15 protein-coding genes are annotated in these 18,863 nt (G+C 74.1%); 11 read left to right on the forward strand and 4 right to left on the reverse strand.

All coding sequences use genetic code 11. From position 1 onward, the window contains the following. Positions 1-127 precede the first annotated feature (127 nt). On the forward strand, positions 128-802 hold the full coding sequence (locus FHS22_RS09145) for a response regulator (protein ID WP_184940095.1): 675 nt from the start codon (positions 128-130) through the stop codon (positions 800-802). Then, positions 799-2,142: a sensor histidine kinase gene (locus FHS22_RS39190; RefSeq protein WP_184940096.1), complete on the forward strand. Its 1,344-nt coding sequence runs from the start codon at positions 799-801 to the stop codon at positions 2,140-2,142. Before FHS22_RS09145 ends, FHS22_RS39190 begins: the two co-directional genes overlap by 4 nt. Here the strand turns inward: FHS22_RS39190 and FHS22_RS09155 are convergent. After that, on the reverse strand, positions 2,091-2,792 hold the full coding sequence (locus FHS22_RS09155; protein ID WP_184940097.1) for a hypothetical protein: 702 nt from the start codon (positions 2,790-2,792) through the stop codon (positions 2,091-2,093). The genes FHS22_RS39190 and FHS22_RS09155 overlap by 52 nt on opposite strands. Positions 2,793-2,960: 168 nt before the next feature. Continuing rightward, a complete protein-coding gene (locus FHS22_RS09160) occupies positions 2,961-4,007 on the reverse strand; it encodes an LLM class F420-dependent oxidoreductase (RefSeq protein ID WP_184940098.1) in 1,047 nt (348 codons plus the stop codon). A 104-nt stretch (positions 4,008-4,111) separates the two neighbouring features. Here FHS22_RS09160 and FHS22_RS09165 point away from each other — a divergent pair, with 104 nt between their 5' ends. Next, positions 4,112-5,599 (forward strand): sulfatase family protein, encoded by a 1,488-nt coding sequence (locus FHS22_RS09165; RefSeq protein WP_338047674.1) that lies wholly within the window; start codon positions 4,112-4,114, stop codon positions 5,597-5,599. A gap of 73 nt (positions 5,600-5,672) precedes the next feature. On the opposite strand, the gene FHS22_RS09170 is transcribed toward FHS22_RS09165, so the two are convergent. Both FHS22_RS09170 and FHS22_RS09175 read right to left on the reverse strand, forming a co-directional pair. Further along, positions 5,673-6,746 (reverse strand): baeRF2 domain-containing protein, encoded by a 1,074-nt coding sequence (locus tag FHS22_RS09170; protein ID WP_184940099.1) that lies wholly within the window; start codon positions 6,744-6,746, stop codon positions 5,673-5,675. Then, a complete protein-coding gene (locus tag FHS22_RS09175; protein ID WP_184940100.1) occupies positions 6,743-7,162 on the reverse strand; it encodes a DUF2795 domain-containing protein in 420 nt (139 codons plus the stop codon). The genes FHS22_RS09170 and FHS22_RS09175 overlap by 4 nt, the downstream gene beginning before the upstream one ends. Before the next feature lie 193 nt (positions 7,163-7,355). Between FHS22_RS09175 and FHS22_RS09180 the strand changes: the two genes are divergently transcribed. The 8 genes from FHS22_RS09180 (at position 7,356) to FHS22_RS09215 (ending at position 18,829) form a co-directional block, all read left to right on the forward strand. Next, complete coding sequence (locus FHS22_RS09180) at positions 7,356-8,522, forward strand: bifunctional cobalt-precorrin-7 (C(5))-methyltransferase/cobalt-precorrin-6B (C(15))-methyltransferase (RefSeq protein WP_184940101.1); 1,167 nt, start codon at positions 7,356-7,358, stop codon at positions 8,520-8,522. A 160-nt stretch (positions 8,523-8,682) separates the two neighbouring features. Continuing rightward, positions 8,683-9,510: a sirohydrochlorin chelatase gene (locus FHS22_RS09185; RefSeq protein WP_184940103.1), complete on the forward strand. Its 828-nt coding sequence runs from the start codon at positions 8,683-8,685 to the stop codon at positions 9,508-9,510. Positions 9,511-9,551: 41 nt separating this feature from the next. Continuing rightward, positions 9,552-10,625 (forward strand): nicotinate-nucleotide--dimethylbenzimidazole phosphoribosyltransferase, encoded by a 1,074-nt coding sequence (cobT, locus tag FHS22_RS09190; protein ID WP_184940104.1) that lies wholly within the window; start codon positions 9,552-9,554, stop codon positions 10,623-10,625. 185 nt (positions 10,626-10,810) lie between these two features. Continuing rightward, positions 10,811-12,040 carry a uroporphyrinogen-III C-methyltransferase gene (gene cobA / locus FHS22_RS09195; RefSeq protein WP_184940106.1) on the forward strand — a complete coding sequence of 410 codons (1,230 nt, stop codon included), beginning with the start codon at positions 10,811-10,813 and terminating at the stop codon, positions 12,038-12,040. Beyond that, a complete protein-coding gene (locus FHS22_RS39195; protein WP_338047675.1) occupies positions 12,037-14,613 on the forward strand; it encodes a GTPase in 2,577 nt (858 codons plus the stop codon). The genes cobA and FHS22_RS39195 overlap by 4 nt, the downstream gene beginning before the upstream one ends. A gap of 88 nt (positions 14,614-14,701) precedes the next feature. Further along, positions 14,702-16,354: a GTPase gene (locus FHS22_RS09205; RefSeq protein ID WP_184940108.1), complete on the forward strand. Its 1,653-nt coding sequence runs from the start codon at positions 14,702-14,704 to the stop codon at positions 16,352-16,354. Positions 16,355-16,538: 184 nt separating this feature from the next. After that, entirely contained in the window at positions 16,539-17,177 is a 639-nt protein-coding gene (locus FHS22_RS09210; RefSeq protein WP_184940110.1) for a single-stranded DNA-binding protein, read from the forward strand. A gap of 353 nt (positions 17,178-17,530) precedes the next feature. Beyond that, a complete protein-coding gene (locus FHS22_RS09215) occupies positions 17,531-18,829 on the forward strand; it encodes a GGDEF domain-containing protein (RefSeq protein ID WP_184940112.1) in 1,299 nt (432 codons plus the stop codon). Positions 18,830-18,863: the final 34 nt, after the last annotated feature.

An 18,863-nucleotide genomic window follows, 5' to 3' on the forward strand; every position in this document is an offset into this window, starting at 1 on the left:
CGCGGCGGATCCCGGGTCCGCCACGTGGCGGACCCGGGACCGGTCCGCCTCCGCTCCGTGGATGGCTGCCCGGATGCTCCGGGTCTCATAACCTTTGCGGCATGTCGAGCAGCGTGCGGAACGGTTCATGACGATCAGGGTGGTCATCGCGGACGATCAGTCCATGATCCGCGCCGGGCTGCGGCTCGTCGCCGAGACCGCGCCGGGCATCGAGGTCGTCGGGGAGGCCGCCGACGGGGTGCAGGCGCTCTCCGTGGTCCGCCGGCTCCGGCCGGACGTGCTGCTGCTGGACATCGCGATGCCCCGCCTGGACGGGCTGGGCACCGCCCGCCGGCTGCTCGGCGACCCCCGGCCGCCGAAGATCGTGATGCTGACCACCTTCGGCACCGACGGCAACCTGCAGGCCTCGCTGCGCGCGGGGGTCAACGGCTTCCTCCTCAAGAGCTCCCCGCCGGAGCAGCTGGTCGAGGCGGTACGGGTGGCGGCGGCCGGTGACGCGCTCATCGACCCGGCGGTCACCACGCGGGTGATCGCCTCCTTCGCCGCGCACCCCGAGCCGTCCGCCCCGCCCGAGCTGGCCACGCTCACCCAGCGGGAGCTGGACGTGCTGCACCTGCTGGCGCTGGGCCTGTCCAACCCGGAGATCGCACGGGAGCTCGGGATCGGTGACGCGACCATCAGGACCCACGTCACCCGGGTGCTGCAGAAGCTCGGCCTGCGGGACCGCATCCAGGCCGTCGTGTTCGCCTACGAGGCCGGGGTGGTCCGGCCCGGCCGGAGGCGGAAGGGTCCGCCGCGGTGAGGGGCGCGTTCGGGGACGCGGTGAAGAACGTGTTCGGGAACGTCCGGGGAGCCCCGGCGGAAGGGCGCGGAGACCGGCGGCCGACCCGGCTCGACCTGCTGTTCTCCCTCGCCGTGGGGGTCGCCGGTCTCGTCGAGTCCTTCGGGCGCCAGGGCCCGGACCCCGGCCAGGTGCAGGAGCCGGTGCCGATGGCCGCCGGTGCGGTGGCGGCCGGGACCCTGCTGCTGTTCCGGGGCAGGCTCCCCGTGACGATGCTCCTCGCGCTGATAGCCACCGGCGTGGCCGTACAGGCGGTCGCGGGAACCGGCTACTACCCGGCCTGGCACTTCTACTCGACGCTCGTCCTCGTGCACACCGTGGCCGGCGCGGCCGAGCTGCGCAGCCGCCGCGGTCTGGCGGGGCTCGGATGCGTGCTGGCGGCGTACGGCTTTCTGCAGACGCTCCAGCGCAACGACGTCGCCGAGGTCATGATCGGCGCGATCTTCGTGGGCGTGGCGTACGGCAGCGGCATCCTCCTGCGCCGCCAGACCGACCGGACGCTGCGGCTCGCCGAACGCGCGGCCCGCCTGGAGGTGGAGCGGGAGGAGCGGGCCCGGCGGGCCGTGGAGGAGGAGCGGGCCCGGATCGCCCGGGAGCTCCACGACGTCGTCTCGCACAACGTGAGCGTCATGACCCTGCACGCGGGCGGGGCGCGGATGCTGCTCGGCGACGGCCACGAACGCGAGCGGGACCTGCTGCTCGGGGTCGAGCGGGCCGGCCGCGAGGCGGTGGAGGAGCTCCAGCTCATGCTGGGGGTGCTCCGCGACCACGGCGACTACGGCGACTACGGCGACCGCGACGGCCACGGTGGCTACGGTGACCGCGGGCCCGGGGGTCCCCAGCCCGATCTGGACCGCCTGGAGGATCTGCTCGCCCAGGTCCGGGAGGCCGGGCTGGACGTCCGGCTCCGGACCGCCGGGGAGCCGCGGCCGCTGCCGCCGGGGCTCGGCCTGTCGGCCTACCGCGTGGTCCAGGAGGCGCTGACGAACGTGCTCAAGCACGCGCGCGCGGCCCGGACCGACGTCGTCGTCGGATACGGCCCCGCCGAGCTGGTCGTGGAGGTCGTCGACGACGGGGCGGGCCGGACCCCGCCCTCGGCCGACGCAGCCGACGCGGGCGGCGGGGGCGGGCACGACCCGGCGACCGCCGGTCCCGGACGGAGCCGGGGCGGGCACGGACTGATCGGGATGCGCGAGCGGGCCGCGATGCACGGGGGCGAGCTGTCCGCCGGCCCGGTGCCGGGCGGCGGCTACCGCGTGGCGGCCCGGTTCCCGCTCGCCGGCACGGCGGAGACGGGCTGAGCGGGCTCCTCCCCGGCCCACTCGGCATCGCTCATCCGCAGCATGCGCAGTCCGATCGCGCCGGATCCGGCGAGGTAGAGCAGGCCGCCGACGACCGTGCCGATCGGGTAGACGGGCGCGCCGAAGATTCCCAGGAGCATCGCGAACGGGGCCCACCACAGCTCCCGCCGCGCGTAGGCCAGGACCAGCCCGAGGAGGAACAGGCCCAGCAACCCGGCGAAGCCCGGGATCTGGAAGCCGAAGACGGCCCCGGGGTCGGCGAGCGCCTCGTCGCCGAGCGCCGCCCCCCGGGCGGGCTCCATGGCGCGTTCGAGCCGTGAGTAGAAGAAGTCGCCCAGCATGAGCGCGGAGAAGTTGACGACGCCGAGCAGGGCGAGACCGCCCGCGAGGTGCCCGAGGACGACGCCGCGGCGGCGGATCAGATGGATCATCCCGATGATGCCGGGGATCAGCAGCACCCAGCTCCAGTGCAGGAGCGCGGCGCTGACCGTGACCTGTTCCGGGTACCGCCCGTAGATCCCGACGGGGTCGCCGCCCTGCCGGATGGCCGGATCGACGACGAGGGCCGCGACGTAGACGACGGGCGCGGCGACGAGGCAGAGCCCGGCGGCCGTTCTGCGGAATCCGCGCGGGTCGGAGAGTGCAGGCATGGAGTCTTCCCTCTGGACTGGCCCGCACCGGAGTGGGCGGGGCGAGTCAGGAAAGGTAGGCGCCGCGGCTCCGCCCGTCGTCCCCCGAGGCGCGATCCGCCCTTCCGCCGGGTGACCGACCGCAGGTCCGCCACCCGGCGGACCGCGCGGCCGCGGCCCGCCGGAACGCTACCCCAGGACCAGATCGCGGATGATCTTCAGGGACGGCTCGTCCCGGGGGCCCATGACGAGCAGGTTGCTCACCGGGCTGGCACGCCACAGCTCCAGGCGCTCGCGGATGCGGCCGGGCGGGCCGAGCAGGGAGATGCCGTCGGCGAGCTCGTCGGGGATCGCGTTGAACGCCTCGTCCCTGCGCCCGGCCAGGTAGAGCGCCTGGATCTCCTCGGCGGCCTCGGCGTAGCCCATCCGGCCGATGATGTCGGCGTGGAAGTTGCGGTGCTGCGCCCCCATGCCGCCGATGTAGAGGGTGAGCATCATCTTCACCCCGTCCAGCGCGGCCCGCAGGTCGTCGGTGACCACGGTCATCACCATCGCCGCGACGTCGAAGCCCGGGCCCGCCCCGGCCAGGGACGGCCCGTACATCCGCTCGATCTTCTCGGGGAAGGCGAACAGCGGGAGCCAGCCGTCGGCGATCTCGGCGGCGAGCGCGACGTTCTTCGGCCCCTCGGCGCCCAGGTAGAGCGGGATCTCCGGGCGCAGGGGATGGGTGATGAGCTTCAACGGCTTGCCGAGGCCGGTGACACCGCCGTCGCGCCCCGCGCCGGCCCCCGGGCGCAGCGGGAGCGGGTAGTGCTCGCCGTCGCCGGTCACCGGCTCCTCGCGGCGCCACACCTTGCGCATGATCTCGACGTACTCGCGGGTGCGGGCCAGCGGGCGGCCGAACGGCATGCCGTACCAGCCCTCGACCACCTGGGGGCCGGAGGCGCCGATGCCGAGCAGCAGCCGCCCGCCGGTCAGGTGGTCCAGGGTCATCGCGGTCATCGCGGTCGCCGCCGGGGTCCTGGCCGAGATCTGCGCCACCGAGGTGCCCAGTTTGATGCGCGAGGTCCGCGCGCCGTACCAGGCCAGGGGCGTGAAGGCGTCGCTGCCGTAGGCCTCGGCGGTCCAGACGGAGTCGTATCCCAGCCGCTCGGCCGCCTGGACGAGCTCGGTGGCGTCGGCGGCGTGCCGCTGCCAGTAGCCGAGATTCAGGCCGAGCTTCAGATCGGTGCTCATATCGGGGCCTTCCGTGCGGGTACGGCCCTGCAATTAGAACACGTTCTATCTACTTGGTCGAGACATGGGTGTCGGAGGCCGGGCTTTGGGGAAAGCGTGAACATGTGCTGAACGCTGCCCGCAAGATGGTGTGCCTGATCCTCCTGCTCACACTGGGTGCCTCCGGGGGTCTGCCGGCCGTGGCGCAGGTGAGGGAGCGGCCGAACATCGTGTTCATCCTCGCGGACGACCTGGGGGTGGGCGATCTAGAGAGATTTCCGAACATCTGGAACGAGTTCATCCATGCCGGCACCGGCTTCGAGAACTTCTTCGTCCCCAACTCCTGGTGCTGCCCGTCCCGCTCCTCCATCCTGCGCTCCCAGTACGTCCACAGCCACGGCGTGCTGACCAACACGGCCCCCGAGGGGGGTTTCACCAGGTTTCACGACTCTGGTCTGGAACGTTCCACTCTCGGGGTGTGGATGAAGGAGGCCGGCTACCGCACCGCCCTCATGGGCAAGTACCTCAACCACTATCCCGGCGGGGCCGCCCCGCCCACCCACGTCCCGCCGGGCTGGGACGAGTGGCACGTGCCGGTCCGCCGCCTCTACGAGGAGTACGGCTACACGCTCAACGAGAACGGCGCGCTGCGGGACTACGGCTCCGCACCCGGGGACTACCTGACCGACGTGCTCAGCGCGAAGGCGAACGCCTTCGTCTCCCAGGACGACGAGCCGTTCTTCCTCTACCTCACCCCGGTCGCCCCGCACCTGCCGGCCAACCACGCCCCCCGCCACCACGACGCCTTCGCCGGGATCACCGCCCCGCGCGGTCCCTCGTTCGACCAGGCGGACCTGTCCGCCGAGCCCGCCTGGCTGCGCTCCCGCAAGCGGCTGACCGACCGGGCCGTGGAGAAGATCGACCGGATCTACCGCGACCGGCTGCGCGCCATGCTCGGCCTGGACGACCTGGTCGGCGCCCTGGTGGAGAGCCTGCGGGCCGCGGGGAAGCTGGAGGACACCTACCTGTTCTTCGGCTCCGACAACGGCTTCCACCTGGGCGAGCACCGGCTCGCCCAGGGCAAGACGACGCCCTTCGACGAGTCGATCAGGGTCCCGATGTTCGTCCGGGGGCCGGGGATCGAGGCCGGCGGCGTCATCGGCGAGATCGGCTCCACCCTGGACCTCGCGCCGACCTTCGCCCAGCTCGCCGGGGCCGGGCTCCCGGACTTCGTGGAGGGCCGCTCGCTCCTGCCCCTCCTGCGCGGCTGGACCCCCGCCTCCTGGCGGCGGAGCGTGCTGGTCGAGTTCCACCGCCCGGCCAGCGACGACTCGGCCCGGCAGACACCGGTCCCGCCCTACGCGGCGATGCGCACTGCCCGGCACACCTTCGTCCGCTACGCGACCGGCGAGTACCAGCTCTACGACCTCGGATCCGACCCCTACCAGCTCCGCAACCTCGCCGGGAGGACGGATCCGGCGGTGCTCGCCGAGTTCGACCGCCGGCTCGACGCCCTGACCGCCTGCTCCGGCGCGACGTGCCGCGCCGCCGACTCCCTGCCGCCGCCGGACCTCCCCGCCCCGCCGTACCGCCGGAAGGCCGCCGGCAGGTGAGGCGGGCGGGGGAGGGGCGCCGCGCCGGGCGGCCCGCCCCTCCCGCGTCCGGACGCGGCCCGGATCCGGGCCGTCAGAAGCGGAGCAGGGCGGCGACCCCGTCGGGGGCGTCCAGCTCCGGGACGAAGCACAGCTCGGCGTCGGTCATCGCGACCGCCCTGGCCAGCGCGGCGTCCGCGCGGTCGCGCTGGGGGGCGTCCACCCCCCACTCGCGGATCTCACCCTCCTCGGTCGAGAACCGGCCGTCGTCGGGGCCGATCCACACCATGCCGTCGGCGTCGGGCCGGTCGACCATCAGCAGGGTGTCCACCCGGCCGTCGCGGAACGCGCGGGCCGCGGCGGCCAGGCCGGAGACCGCCAGCTCCTTGGCCGAGGCCTCCCCGTAGCGCTCCATCAGCTGCTCGCGCCGCCGGTCCAGCCACGAGTCGATCGCGGCCTCCACCTCCTGCACGAACGGCATGGGGTCGCTGCCCTCGGCCCGCTTGCCGTGCTCGACGGCGACGGCGCGCTCGGCGGCCTCGTGGCCCAGGTGGGAGCGGAGCAGGCTCACGGACTTCGGCTCGCCCGCCATGATCACCAGATCGGCCCCGATCCGGCGGACCTCCTCGTCCACCGCCTCCGCCACCGCCTTGGCGTTCTGCTCCCAGGCCTCCTCCACGCCGCTCTCGTAGCGCCGCTGGGACCAGCCGCCCTTGCCGGTCTTCTGCAGCGGCCAGTCCTGCGCCTGCACCGCCGTACGGCGCGGCGAACCGGCGCCGACCACGATCACGTCCGCGCCCGCGTGGTCGACGAGGACCCGGATGTGCGGGACGTTCTCCCCCCGCTGGGCCAGCAGCGGCATGACGTGCGGGAGCGGGGACCAGCGGGCGGTCTCCCTGCGGGGGGCCTCGGCCAGCGGCTCGGTGTGGACGAGCTCACCGCCGCAGGCGAAGGCCGCGCGGCCGGGCGCGGCCGCGTGCACGGAGGTGAACAGGTTCTCGAAGGCGGCGAGGGTGGCCGGGTCGGCGCCTTCCAGCCGCTCGGCCATCGCCTTCCAGCGGAGCTCGATCTGCTGCTCGCCCTGCGGGACGGCGCGGCCGGTGTCGAGGTACACCGACGCGAAGGGTCCCGTTCGCTCGTACAGGGGCCGGAGCGCGTCCAGTCTCATCCCTGGTCCCTCTCCTCCGTGCCGTACCCGAGGGCCTGCGACACGTCCGCCATGTTCGTGTAGGTCGCGTTCGGCAGGGACCGGACGGCCTCGATGACCGGGTCCGGAGCGCCCTGCATCTCGGCGCGGGAGAGCAGGGCGTCGCGGTCGGCGGGGAAGACGTCCGTGCCGCTGATCCACTTGGCCAGGTCGCTGCGGAGGTCGACCCCCTCGGGGGTGAGGCCGCGCGGCGCGCCCGGCTGGTGGGCCGGCGGCCGGTGCGACGGCGCCGTGCCCTCCTCGCCCGCCGCGAGGGTGGGCTCGGGCTGCTTCCACTCCTGTGCGTGCGTCGTGCCTCCGCCCCGGGTCAGCCCCTCGGTCTCATGCTGCTGCTGGTCGTCCAGGCGCGGGCCGTGCTTAGCGCTTCCGCGTTCCATGGCGGTCACCCCTTTCCCACTGAATAATCCGGACCCATACCCGGCCGATCGGGGACAAACATCCTGGTTGTACGGGCTTGCCCCTCCGTGAGGAGCCTTGACCGCCGCATTGCGAGATCGGTGGAAGAACGGGTGCGGACCTGGTCTGATCGGCGCGGAGCCGTCACTCTGGAGACGAGGACGGTGAGTGCGGATGATCACAGTTGTCGGGGTCGACGGATCGGAGCCGTCGGCGGCCGCGCGGGCCAGGCTGGACGAGGCCGTCCTGGTCACCGGGTCCGAACGGGCCTTCCGCCGGCTGGGCCGCCTGCCGGCCGGGGCCAGGAGGGCCGGCGGGCCGCTCCTGGAGGTCGTGGACGCCCACCTGGAGGCGGGTGAGGGCACGCTGGTCGTGCTCGCCGAGGGGGATCCGGGCTTCTTCGACGTGGTCAGGGAGCTGCGCGGGCACGGTGTCACCCCCGAGGTCCTGCCCGCCCGCCCGCTGGCCTCGCTCGCCTTCGCCAGGGCCGGGCTGGCGTGGGAGGACGCGCTCGTCGTCACCGGCGGGCGGCTCGACCGCGTGGTGAACGCCTGCCGGGCCCACCACAAGGTCGCCGTGCTCGTCACGCCCGGCGTCGGCCCCGCCGAGATCGCCCGGGAGCTGGCCCCCACCACCCCGCGCGCGCTGATCGTCTGCGAGGACCTGGGCGGTCCCGACGAGCGGATCACGCACAGCCGGATGGGCGAGGCCACCACGCGGCCGTGGAAGGATCCCGACGTGGTGCTCGTCCTGGACCCGCTGCACCGGCCGCACGGGCCCGGCTGGGTGGCGGGGGCGCGGCCGGGACCGCGGGAGTGGGCGCTGGACTTCGCCGACTCCCGGCTGAGCCCTCAGGTCCGGGCGTTCGCGCTGGCCAAGCTCGGCCCCCGGCTGGGCGAGCTCGTCTGGGACGTGGGCGCGGGCGCCGGAGAGATCGCGGTGGAGTGCGCCAGGATGGGCGCGGCCGTGGTGGCGGTGGAGCGCGAGGAGGAGTCCTGCGCCCGGCTGCGCCGCAACGTCATCGCCCACGGCGTGAAGGTCGCCCTCACCCGGGGGCAGGCGCCCCCGGCCCTGGAGCCGCTGGCCGACCCGGACGCGGTCTTCGTCGGCGGGGGAGGGGCCGACGTGATCGCGGCCTGCGCGGCGCGCGGCCCCCGGTCCCTGGTCTGCGCGCTGCGGACCGTCGAGCAGGTCGTCGCGGTCCTCGACATCCTCCGCGAGCACGGCTACCGCGCCGAGTGCGTGCAGCTCCAGTCCTCGCGGCTGACCGTCCAGTCCGACGGCGCCCACCGCCTGGCCGCCTGCGATCCGGTCTTCGTCGTGCACGGGGCCAGGGAGTGAGGCGGGGCCGGAGGGGCGAGCCGGGCAGGAGGGAGACCGGGGCCGGGAGATGAGCCGGTGAACATCGTCTGTCCGTGACCTGTCCATGCCGTGCAGTCATCGGATATCCTCGCGAGTCGCCGACGCGCAATCCCAGGTCAAGGTCATTGGAGTCCTTTTCATGAAGCCGCCGCTGCTGCTCATCGGGCAGGGCTCACACGATGACAACGGATCCGCCGAGTTCGGCAGGTTCGTCCACCGGCTCCGCTGCCGCCTGGACCGGACCGCCGCCGACGTCTCGGGCGGGTACGTCGCGCAGGCCAGGCCGCGCCTGAGCGACTCGATCGCCTCCCTGGTCGCCCGCGGGTACCACCGCATGGTGGCGCTGCCGCTGAGCCTCACCGGGGACCCGCGGATCGGCTCCGACATCCCCGCCCTGATGGCCCTGGAGCAGGAGCGCCACCCGATGCTCACCTGCGACTACGGCCGTCCGCTGGGGCCCGACCCCCGGGTCCTGTCGCTGCTCGCCGAGCGCCTGTCCGACGCCGCCAGCGAGGTGCCCAGCCTCCGCCTGGTCCCCGCGGGCGGCGGTCCCCTGGAGGAGGAGCCCGAGCGGATCGAGACGGGTGAGACCGCGGTGGTCCTGGTCGGCGACGGCTCCACCTCCCCGGCCGCCAACGCCGACGTGCACCGGGTCTCCCGCCTGTTCTGGGAGACCCACGCCCACGAGTACATGACCGTGGAGACCGCCTTCGCCTCGCTCACCCCGCCCGGCGTGCCCGGCGGCATCGAGCGCTGCCGCCGCCTGGGCGCCCGGCGCGTGATCGTCGTCCCCTACCTGCTGTTCGCCGGCGGCCTGCTGGAGAAGGTCTGGGCCCAGGCCATGGCCTACGCCGCGGGCCACCCCGACCTGGACGTGCGCTGCGCCGAGGTCATCGGCGACTGCGAGGGGCTGGCCGACGTGGTCATCGACCGGTACGAGGAGGCGCTCGCCGGCATCGCGTGGTGAGCTTTTCCGCGGGGGGCCGGTTTTCGGGGAAACTGGTCGGTGTGATCACTCTTGAGCAGACCATCGCCGCGATCCTCCCCTGCGACCCCGGGGCGGCCGCGGAGGCACGGGCCCACCAGGACCGGCTGACCAAGCCGCGGGGCGCGCTGGGCGCGCTGGAGGAGGTGGCGGTACGGCTCGCCGGAGCCGCGGCCGTCAGCCCGCCGCCGATCCCGGCCCCCGCGGCGCTGGCCATCTTCGCCGCCGACCACGGCGTGCACGCCCAGGGGGTGAGCCCGTGGCCGCAGGAGGTCACCCAGCAGATGGTGGGCAACTTCCTGGCGGGCGGCGCGGTGGCCAACGCCTTCGCCGCCCAGGTCGGCGCGACCGTGCGGGTCGTGGACGTCGGCGTCGCCGCCGACCTGCCCCCCGCCCCGGGCCTGACGGTCAGCAAGGTCGCGTACGGCACCGCCGACCTGTCCCGGGGGCCGGCGATGACCGTCGAGCAGGCGGTGGCGGCGCTGGAGGCCGGGATCGCGGTCGCCCGCGAGCTGGTGGAGCAGGGGGCGCGCTGCCTGGTGACCGGCGACATGGGCATCGCCAACACCACCGCCTCGGCCGCCCTCGTCTCCGCCTTCACCGGCCGCGACGCCGCCGAGGTGACCGGCAGGGGGACCGGCGTCGACGACGAGACCCTGGCCCGCAAGGTCGAGGTCGTCCGCCGGGCGCTGCGGGTGAACGGGCTGGACGGCGGGGCGGGGGCCGTACCGGCTCTGGAGACGCTGGCGGCGGTCGGCGGGCTGGAGCACGCGGCGATCGCCGGGTTCGTCCTGGGCGGGGCCTCCCTGCGGGTGCCGGTCATCCTCGACGGTGTGATCGCGGGCTCCGCGGCGCTCGCGGCGGCCGCGCTCGCTCCCGCCGCGGTGGACCACTGCGTGGCCGGGCACCGCTCGGCCGAGCCCGGTCACGCCCTCGCCCTCGCGCACCTGGGCCTGCGCCCCCTGGTGGAGCTGGAACTGCGGCTCGGCGAGGGCACCGGCGGGCTGCTCGCGCACCCGCTGGTCTGCGCGGCGGCCCGGGTCATGCACGAGGTGGCGACCTTCGACTCCGCGGGCGTCAGCGAGAAGGAGGCCTGACTCCGGGACCGGTGGGCGTGTTTCACCGCCGACCTGGTATGACTTGACATCATTTCGGCTTTTCGTGGCCGTGATGATGTCAAGCTTGTTAACACAGTGACATCAAACGGCGTCGTATTAGCCGGTAGGTTTACCTCCTAACACGCCGTGCTTCACCGTTCGTCGCGAACAGGAGATCTGTCGCCATGTCGCCCTACCTGCTCGGTCTGCGCCTCACCGGGCGGCGTGTGCTCGTCGTCGGAGGCGGCCGCGTCGCCCAGCGGCGGGTGCCGGCCCTGCTGGAGGCCGGAGCCCTGGTCACCATCGTCTCGACCAGCGTCACGCACGCGCTCGACGAGCTCATCGCCGGCGGCCGCGTGACCTGGGAGGCCCGGCGGTACGAGGTGGGGGACGTGGACGGCGCGTGGCTGGTGCAGGCCTGCACCGACGACCACGCGGTGAACACCGCGGTCGCCGCCGAGGCCGAGGCCAAGCGGATCTGGTGCGTGCGCGCCGACGACAAGGAGGCCTCGGCCGCGTGGACCCCGGCCAGCGGGCGGGTCGGCGAGGTCGGAGTGGCGGTCACCGCCGGCGACCCGCGGCGGGCCGCCGGGATCAGGGACGCCGTCGTGGAGGCGCTGCGCGACGGCACGGTCGACGCCCGGCGCAACCGCACCAAGCCGGTCGGCGTCGCCCTGGTCGGCGGGGGTCCCGGCGACCCCGGGCTGATCACGGTCCGCGGGCGGCAGCTGCTCTCCCAGGCCGACGTGGTCATCGCCGACCGCCTCGCCCCGCAGCCCCTCCTCGACGAGCTGCCCCCGGACGTCGAGCTGATCGACGCCGCGAAGATCCCCTACGGCCGGTACATGGCCCAGGAGAAGATCAACGAGCTGATCGTCGAGCACGCCAAGCAGGGGAAGTTCGTGGTCCGGCTCAAGGGCGGCGACCCGTTCGTCTTCGGCCGGGGCGGTGAGGAGATGATCGCCTGCGCCCGCGAGGGCATCCCGGTCGTGGTCGTGCCGGGCATCACCAGCCCGGTCGCGGTGCCCGCCGCGGCGGGGGTGCCCGTGACGCACCGCGGGGTGAGCCAGGAGTTCCACGTGGTTTCGGTGCACGTTCCGCCGGGCGACCCCAGGTCCACCGTGAACTGGCCGAACCTGGCGCGGTCGGCGGGCACCCTGGTCCTCATGATGGCCGTCGAGCGGATCGCGGTGATCGCCGAAACACTGATCTACGAAGGACGTTCGCCGGAAACTCCCGTAATGGTGGTACAGGACGGTACTCTTCCCACCCAGCGAGCTCTTTACGCCACGCTGTCCACTGTGGCGGAGCGCGTGTCCGCGGCTGGGATCCGGCCACCGGCGATCGTGATCGTCGGCGATGTCGTGAAGGTCGGCCAGGAGGTCGAGATGGTTCGAGCGGAGCGGGTTCCGTGAAATCGGCTGCTGACAGGCCCACGCGTCCGGACGAGGACGGTACCGGGGCCGGAGGGGCGTCCGCCGGGGCCTCCGGCGGCGAATCCGGAGACCTCGCCGAGTCCCCGGGCGAGCAGACCGTGGCCTTCCGCGCGATCCGCGACGACGACGTGATCTCCCTCGGCGAGGACGGGTCCGGGGAAGACGGGCCCGCGGAGAAGGCCCGCAGGGAGGACGCGCCTTCCGCCGCCGCGCCGGTGGACGGCGCCTCCGGCGAGCCCTCCGCCGACCCGCCGGGTGACGCCGCCGACGGTGAGGTGTCCGCTGGTCCGCCGGGTGACGCCGCCGACGGCGAGCCCTCCGCCGAGTCCGTGCCGGAGGCCGCCTCCGCCGGTGCGGACGAGGTCCCACCGGCCGCCCCCGCCGCGACCGGCGACGAGGACCCCGGCGACGGGACGGCGCCCGCCGGGCAGGCCGGCGCGGACTCCGGAGAAGAAGCCGGTGGGCCTTCGGGGGACACGCCCCGGCCGAAGGCCTCCGCACAGGACGATGACGTGGACGCCGCGGACGCCGCCGGACCGGACTCCGCGGGCGGCTCCGGTGACGACGCGCGGGGAGAGGCGGACGCCGCTCCCCGCGCCGATGCCGTTTCCTCCGCCGATGGCGCTTCCCCCGCCGGCGACGACGAGAGCCTCCCGGAGGACGCCGGGGACGAGGGTTCCGGTGGCGTCGCGGACGCCGTACAGGACGGCGGCGCGGACGACTCCGGCGCGGCGGCCGCGGATCCGCCGGGAGCGGAGGCGGACCGGCCCGAGGAGTCCGCAGAGGACGGGACCGGAGCCGGGACGGAGGACGCCGGGACCGGAGCGGGGGCGGAGGACGCCGGGCAGGAGGACCGCGTCCGCGAGACGCCCATGCCCGAGGAGGTCTCCGAGGCGCTCGCCGCCGCGCTCACGGAGCTGCGGGACAGCGTCACCGATCTTACCTTCGGCCTGGACCTGCCGGGCGCCGAGGAGGCCAGGCGGGCCAGGGACGAGATCCTGGCCCAGCTCGACGACTACGTGATCCCCCGGATCCACATGAGCACCGCGCCGGCGCTGATCGTCGTCGCGGGCTCCACCGGCGCGGGCAAGTCCACCCTCCTGAACACCCTGGCCAACGCCAGGGTGAGCGCCACCGGCGTGCGCCGTCCGACCACCGCCACCCCGGTCCTCGCCTGCCATCCCGACGACTACGAGTGGTTCGCCAAGGGCGACCTGCTCGGCAGCCTGGAGCGGCGGGAGGTCCCCGGCGACAAGGCGGTGCCCGACGGGCTCGTGCTCGTCTCCACCGAGCGCCTGCCGCAGAGCGTGGCGCTGCTCGACACCCCCGACATCGACTCGGTCGTCGAGGAGCACCACGAGATCGCCCACCGCATGCTCGACGCGGCCGACCTGTGGATCTTCGTCACCACCGCCGCCCGCTACGCCGACGCCCCCGCCTGGCGGCTGCTCCGGCTGGCCAAGGAGCGCGGGGCCCGGCTGGCGATCGTGCTCTCCCGGGTCCCCGCCCGCTCGCGCGAGGTGGTCACCAAGCACTTCGTCCGCATGCTCACCGAGTACGGGCTCGGCGAGGTCGACCGGTTCGTCATCAACGAGAGCAAGGTCACCGAGGGGATGCTCCCCGACGACGAGGTCACCGAGCTCCGGCTCTGGCTGGCCGAGCTCTCGGTGGACGACCAGCGCCGGGCACAGGCCGTGCAGGCGACCCTGGCCGGGGTGCTCGACAGCTTCAGGACCCGGGTCCCGGCCCTGGCCAGGCACCTGGAGGCCCAGGTGGCCTTCCGGGCGCAGCTCCGCGGCGACGTGGACGCCGCGTACACCGCGGCGCTCGCCGAGATCGACCGGGCGACCAGGAACGGTTCGCTGCTCCGCGGGGAGGTGCTCGCCCGCTGGCAGGACTTCGCCGGATCGGGTGACCTCATGCGGACCCTGCACCTGCGCAAGCCCGGCCGGCTCGCCGGGAAGGCGAGCCGTCAGGGCCCCGAGCGGCTCGGCGCGCTGAGGGCGGCGCTCCGGACCGGGCTGGAGTCGGTCATCGCCTCGGCCGCGCAGCGGGCCGCGGAGGAGACCGTGACGCGCTGGATGAACCGCCCCGGGGCCGGGGAGGCGCTGACCTCCGCAGCGGCGCTCGGCCGTCCGTCGGACGAGTTCACGCGCAGGATCGGCCGGACCGTGGCCGCCTGGCAGGAGCACATCGTCCAGCTGATCCGCACCGAGGGCGTGACCAAGCGGACGGTGGCCCGGCTGGTCTCGTTCGACGTCGAGTCCCTGTCGCTGATCTTCGCTGTCGGGCTGCTCGGGTACGGCGCCACCGAGGCGGAGGCCGCGGGCAGGAACGCGCTGCCGCAGCGGCTGCTGCACGCGCTGCTCGGCGCCGAGTCCCTGCGGAGCATCGGCGCCAAGGCCCGCAGCGACCTGCGCGCCCGGATCGGCATGCTGTTCGACGACGAGACGGCGCGCTACATCCAGGCGCTCGACGGCGCCGGAATCCCCGACGAGTCCGCCGCCACCCGCCTCTACCAGGCGGCGTACAACCTCGAGGTGGCCCGATGAGGAGTGAGACCGACGCGGTGGGCGCCGTGCCCGCCATGCGTGCTCCCGGCACGGGGACGCGCGAGGAACGAGGAGCGGTGAGCGAGCGATGACCACCGTCGGCACCACTGGTACCACCCAGACGCGCCAGGGCCTCGGCAGCAGGCTCGCGGCCCTGGCCAAGATCGTGGAGCTCGGGCCGGGCAGGGTCGACCCCAAGCTCCTCACCGAGTCGGGCCGGCTGCTGCTGCGCGCCGGCGACCGGCTCAAGCTCTCCTCCGACCACACGGTGGTCGCCCTCGCCGGAGGCACCGGGAGCGGCAAGTCGTCGCTGTTCAACTCGGTCTCCGGGCTCGACCTCTCGCCGACCGGCGTGCGCCGCCCGACCACGGCGCGCACCCACGCGTGCGTGTGGGGCCTGGAGGGCGCCGGGCCGCTGCTCGACTGGCTGCAGATCCAGTGGAGGCACCGCTTCGCCAGGGCCAGCGCGCTGGACAAGGGCGAGAGCCGGCTGCACGGGCTGATCCTGCTCGACCTGCCCGACCACGACTCGATCCGGGCGCTCACCGACACCGAGGCCGACCGGCTGATCCAGGTCGCCGACCTCGTGGTGTGGGTGCTCGACCCGCAGAAGTACGCCGACGCCTCCACCCACCGCCGCTACGTGACGGAGCTGGCCGGGCACGACACGGTGACGGTCTTCGTGCTCAACCAGGCCGACCGGCTGACCCCGGAGGAGCTGGCCGAGTGCGTCGCGGACCTTTCGGACCTGCTCCGCCGCGAGGGCGTCGAGAACCCCGTCATCGTGACCACCTCGGCGACCACGGGCAAGGGCGTGGACAACCTCAAGGCGGTCCTCGCCGACACCGTGCTCAGGCGCAGGGCCGCGATCCAGCGGCTGGAGGCCGATCTGGACCGGCTGACCGGCCGCCTGGCGGCGATCGCCCCCGCGGAGGACGCCCCGCCCCCGCCCGCCGCCATCGACGACGCCCGCCGGATCGGCCTGACCGACGCCCTCTGCGACGCGGTCGGCGTGCCCGCCGTCGGAGAGGCGATGGAGAACGTGTACGGCGTGCGGTCCGCCGAGTGGGTCGGCTGGCCGTACACCCGCTGGGCGGCCAGGCTCCGCCCCGACCCGCTGAGCAGCCTGCGCCTGGGCGACCTGCGGGACGAGATCCGCGGCCTGACCGGCGGCTCGGTGAGCGCCCAGCCCGCCGAGGTGGACAACGCGATCCAGGCCCTGGCCGACGGGCTCACCACCGGCATGCCCGAGGCCTGGCAGGACGGCGTCCGGAACGCGGCGCGCTCCCGCTCGGCCCAGCTTCCGCAGGTGCTCTCGGAGGAGCTGACCGAGGTGGCGCCCTCCCTGGACCGGGTCCCCGTGTGGTGGCGCCTGCTCCTCGCGTGGCAGTACCTGCTGGTCCTGCTGTTCGTCGCCGGGCTGGTCTGGGTCGGTACGGCCCTGGCCTACGGCGTCCTCGGCGCCGGGGAGCTCCCCGGGGGCCTGGCGCTCTTCGGCGAGGCGGCCTCGCTGCCGTGGGTGGGACTGATGATCCTCTCGGTCCTCGGCCTGGGCGCGCTCACCGCGGTGGCCGCCCGGAACGTCGTGGTGCTCGGCGCGGCCACGGAGCGCGACCGGCTCGAGCGTGAGATGCGCCGCCGGATCGGCTCGATCGCCGAGGGCATGGTGATCGAGCCGGTCGATCGGGAACTGGCGCGGTACAGCGAGTTCCACGCGGCCATGCGGAGCGTGCGCGGCTGATCCCGCGCCCGCCCGCCGGGCGGGGCGGGGCTCCCGCCGCAGGGTCCGGCCGCCGGTCGTCCACAGCCTGCGGCGGACGGGCGCGGCCCGTCCACAGAGTGCGGTTCGGCGGCCCGTGCCGGTGGCGGCACGGGCCACTGTGTCCTCCAGACGCGGGCAGTCCGCCCGCCCTCAGGGAGGCACGATGAACGACATCTACGTCACGCTGACCGGCAACGTCGCAGCCCCGCCGCGCCAGCACACCTTCTCCGACGGATCGCGGGTCACCTCGCTCCGGGTCGCCACGACGAGCCGCCACTTCGACCGGGAGAACCAGCAGTGGCGCAACGGGGAGACGACCTATTTCGGGGTGCGCTGCTTCCGCGGGCTCGCCGACAACGTCGCCCAGTCGGTGCACGTGGGGCAGCCGGTCGTGGTCCAGGGGCGGTTGCGCATCCGCGAGTTCGCCCACGAGGGCGAGCGCCGCTTCATGGCGGAGGTGGAGGCCAGCTCGGTCGGGCACGACCTGCGCTGGGGCGTGGGGAGCTTCAGCAAACCGCAGCGGGGCGGGGCGGCCCCGGCGCTGGGGCTGCAGGAGCGCAGTGAGCTCGACCTCGGGACGCATGACTGGGCGCTGGGCGGCGTGGCCCCGGGCGGCCGTGCGGACGCCGCGGACCCGGACGGCGGGGCGGACGCCGCGGACGGGAGCACCGAGACGAGCACCGAGATGAGCGCTGGGGGCGGGAACGGGGAGCCGGGCTCCGGAGACGCGGACGGCGAGGTGGTCGCCTGGGTGGCCAAGGACGACACGCCGTGGCCCGCCGACGCCCGCATGGCGGCCTGACCGCGAAAAGGGGGAAGAGGAGGGGCACCGGCCCGACGGGTCGGTGCCCCACAGCCGAGGTGCGGCGGCACCGGGGAGACCGGCCGACGGTCCTGGCCGATGCCGGACCCTGCTCGTGTGACCCCTGCTCGTGTCGGACGCTGAGGCACCTGTCAGATCCAGGTAACGCCCCGCAGCATGGCTGCTCCTTTCCCGCACGGGCCGCTCGTGGAGAGAGCGGTTTCCAGTCAGAGCGGTTTGCGATCGCGGGCCGCCTGTCGGGCGGCCCACCTTGCAAAGGTAGCGGTTCCCATCGCGTGCCGCACACTCCGCAACTATTGTGTTACACATCGTTAGTCAAAGAGGAGGGCGGGATGGCGGTGCCCAGTCACACCCCGGTCAAGCCGCGCGACGGCGTGTCGGCCTTGGCCGGTCGGTGGCCTCTGCTCGGGCAGCGCCGTCCGCTGGTCGCCTACCTGTGCGGGGTCGTGGCCCTGGAGGTGCTCGCGTTCGCGGTCCTCGTCGCCACGGGCGACCTGCGCTGGTCCGACCCGCCGACGTTCGCGGCGCTGCTGCTGTGCGGCGCGGTCTGCATCGAGGCGACCCGGCGGCTCGGCATCCCCGCCGGGGTCTCCAGGGACCTGCTGTCCGCCTGGTGGCTCCCGGTCGCCCTGCTCCTGCCGCCGGTCTACGCGCTTCTCGCCCCCATACCACTGCAGATCATGCTTCAGAGGCGGGTGCGCGAGACGGTCGTCTACCGGCGGGTCCTCAGCGCGGCCGCTATCGGGCTGGCCGGATGCGCGACCTCCGTGCTGTTCCACGCGATCGCCGGGGGCCCGGCGGCGCTGACCGCCGGCGAGGGAGGGCCGATCCTCGTCGCGGTCGGCTGCGCCGCGCTGTTCACTGTGATCAACACGGCGCTGATCGCCGTCGCGGCGCACACCGCGGATCCCGAGGGCCGCTGGCGGGAGGTGCTGTGGGACCGGGAGAGCCTCACTCTCGACGTGGTCGAGCTCTGCCTCGGGGTCATCGTGGCCATCACCTGCGGGATCAACCCCGCACTGCTGGTCCTGGCGCTGCCCCCGGTGGTCCTGCTGCAGCGGAGCCTCCTGCACGCCCAGCTCCAGGCGGCGGCCCGCACCGACTCCAAGACCGGTCTGCTCAACGCCGCCGCCTGGCAGCGCGAGGCGGACACCGAGATCGGCAGGGCCCGGCGGAGCGGGGAGAGCCTCGCCCTCCTGATCATCGACATCGACCACTTCAAACGCGTCAACGACGGCTACGGCCACCTGGTCGGGGACCAGGTCCTGGTCGGCGTGGCCGCCACGCTGCGCAGCCAGCTCCGCGACTACGACGTGGTGGGCCGGTTCGGCGGGGAGGAGTTCGTCGTCCTGCTGCCGCGGGCCGACGTGACCGAAGCCCGGAGGGTCGCCGAGCGGCTGCGGTCCCGCATCTCTCGGATGGCGGTCCCCACCGACGGGGCCATGATCAGCGTGACGGTCTCGGCCGGCGTGTCGATCATGAATGTGCACGGCAACGACCTCATCGAGCTGCTCGCCGCGGCCGACCTGGCCCTCTACCGCGCCAAGGAGCTCGGCCGGGACCGCGTCTGCCTGCCCGCCGTGGTCGTGCCTCCGGCGAGCCCGCCGAGCCCCGGGAACGCGTCCGACTGAACGGAGTCCGGCCGGGGCGCGGCTCGTGGCGGGC

The organism is Thiemannella venezuelensis, assembly GCF_014203605.1.
GTDB classification, from domain to species: Bacteria; Actinomycetota; Actinomycetes; order Streptosporangiales; family Streptosporangiaceae; genus Planomonospora_A; species Planomonospora_A venezuelensis.

Bases quoted from the DNA above. Each gene is read 5' to 3' on its own strand.
- cobA (WP_184940106.1), top strand. From the start codon at position 10,811: ATGTCGCCCTACCTGCTCGGTCTGCGCCTCACCGGGCGGCGTGTGCTC.
- FHS22_RS09185 (WP_184940103.1), top strand. From the start codon at position 8,683: ATGAAGCCGCCGCTGCTGCTCATCGGGCAGGGCTCACACGATGACAAC.
- FHS22_RS09215 (WP_184940112.1), top strand. From the start codon at position 17,531: ATGGCGGTGCCCAGTCACACCCCGGTCAAGCCGCGCGACGGCGTGTCG.
- FHS22_RS09145 (WP_184940095.1), top strand. From the start codon at position 128: ATGACGATCAGGGTGGTCATCGCGGACGATCAGTCCATGATCCGCGCC.
- FHS22_RS09170 (WP_184940099.1), bottom strand. From the start codon at position 6,746: ATGAGACTGGACGCGCTCCGGCCCCTGTACGAGCGAACGGGACCCTTC.
- FHS22_RS09160 (WP_184940098.1), bottom strand. From the start codon at position 4,007: ATGAGCACCGATCTGAAGCTCGGCCTGAATCTCGGCTACTGGCAGCGG.
- FHS22_RS09155 (WP_184940097.1), bottom strand. From the start codon at position 2,792: ATGCCTGCACTCTCCGACCCGCGCGGATTCCGCAGAACGGCCGCCGGG.
- FHS22_RS09210 (WP_184940110.1), top strand. From the start codon at position 16,539: ATGAACGACATCTACGTCACGCTGACCGGCAACGTCGCAGCCCCGCCG.
- FHS22_RS09205 (WP_184940108.1), top strand. From the start codon at position 14,702: ATGACCACCGTCGGCACCACTGGTACCACCCAGACGCGCCAGGGCCTC.
- FHS22_RS09180 (WP_184940101.1), top strand. From the start codon at position 7,356: ATGATCACAGTTGTCGGGGTCGACGGATCGGAGCCGTCGGCGGCCGCG.
- FHS22_RS09175 (WP_184940100.1), bottom strand. From the start codon at position 7,162: ATGGAACGCGGAAGCGCTAAGCACGGCCCGCGCCTGGACGACCAGCAG.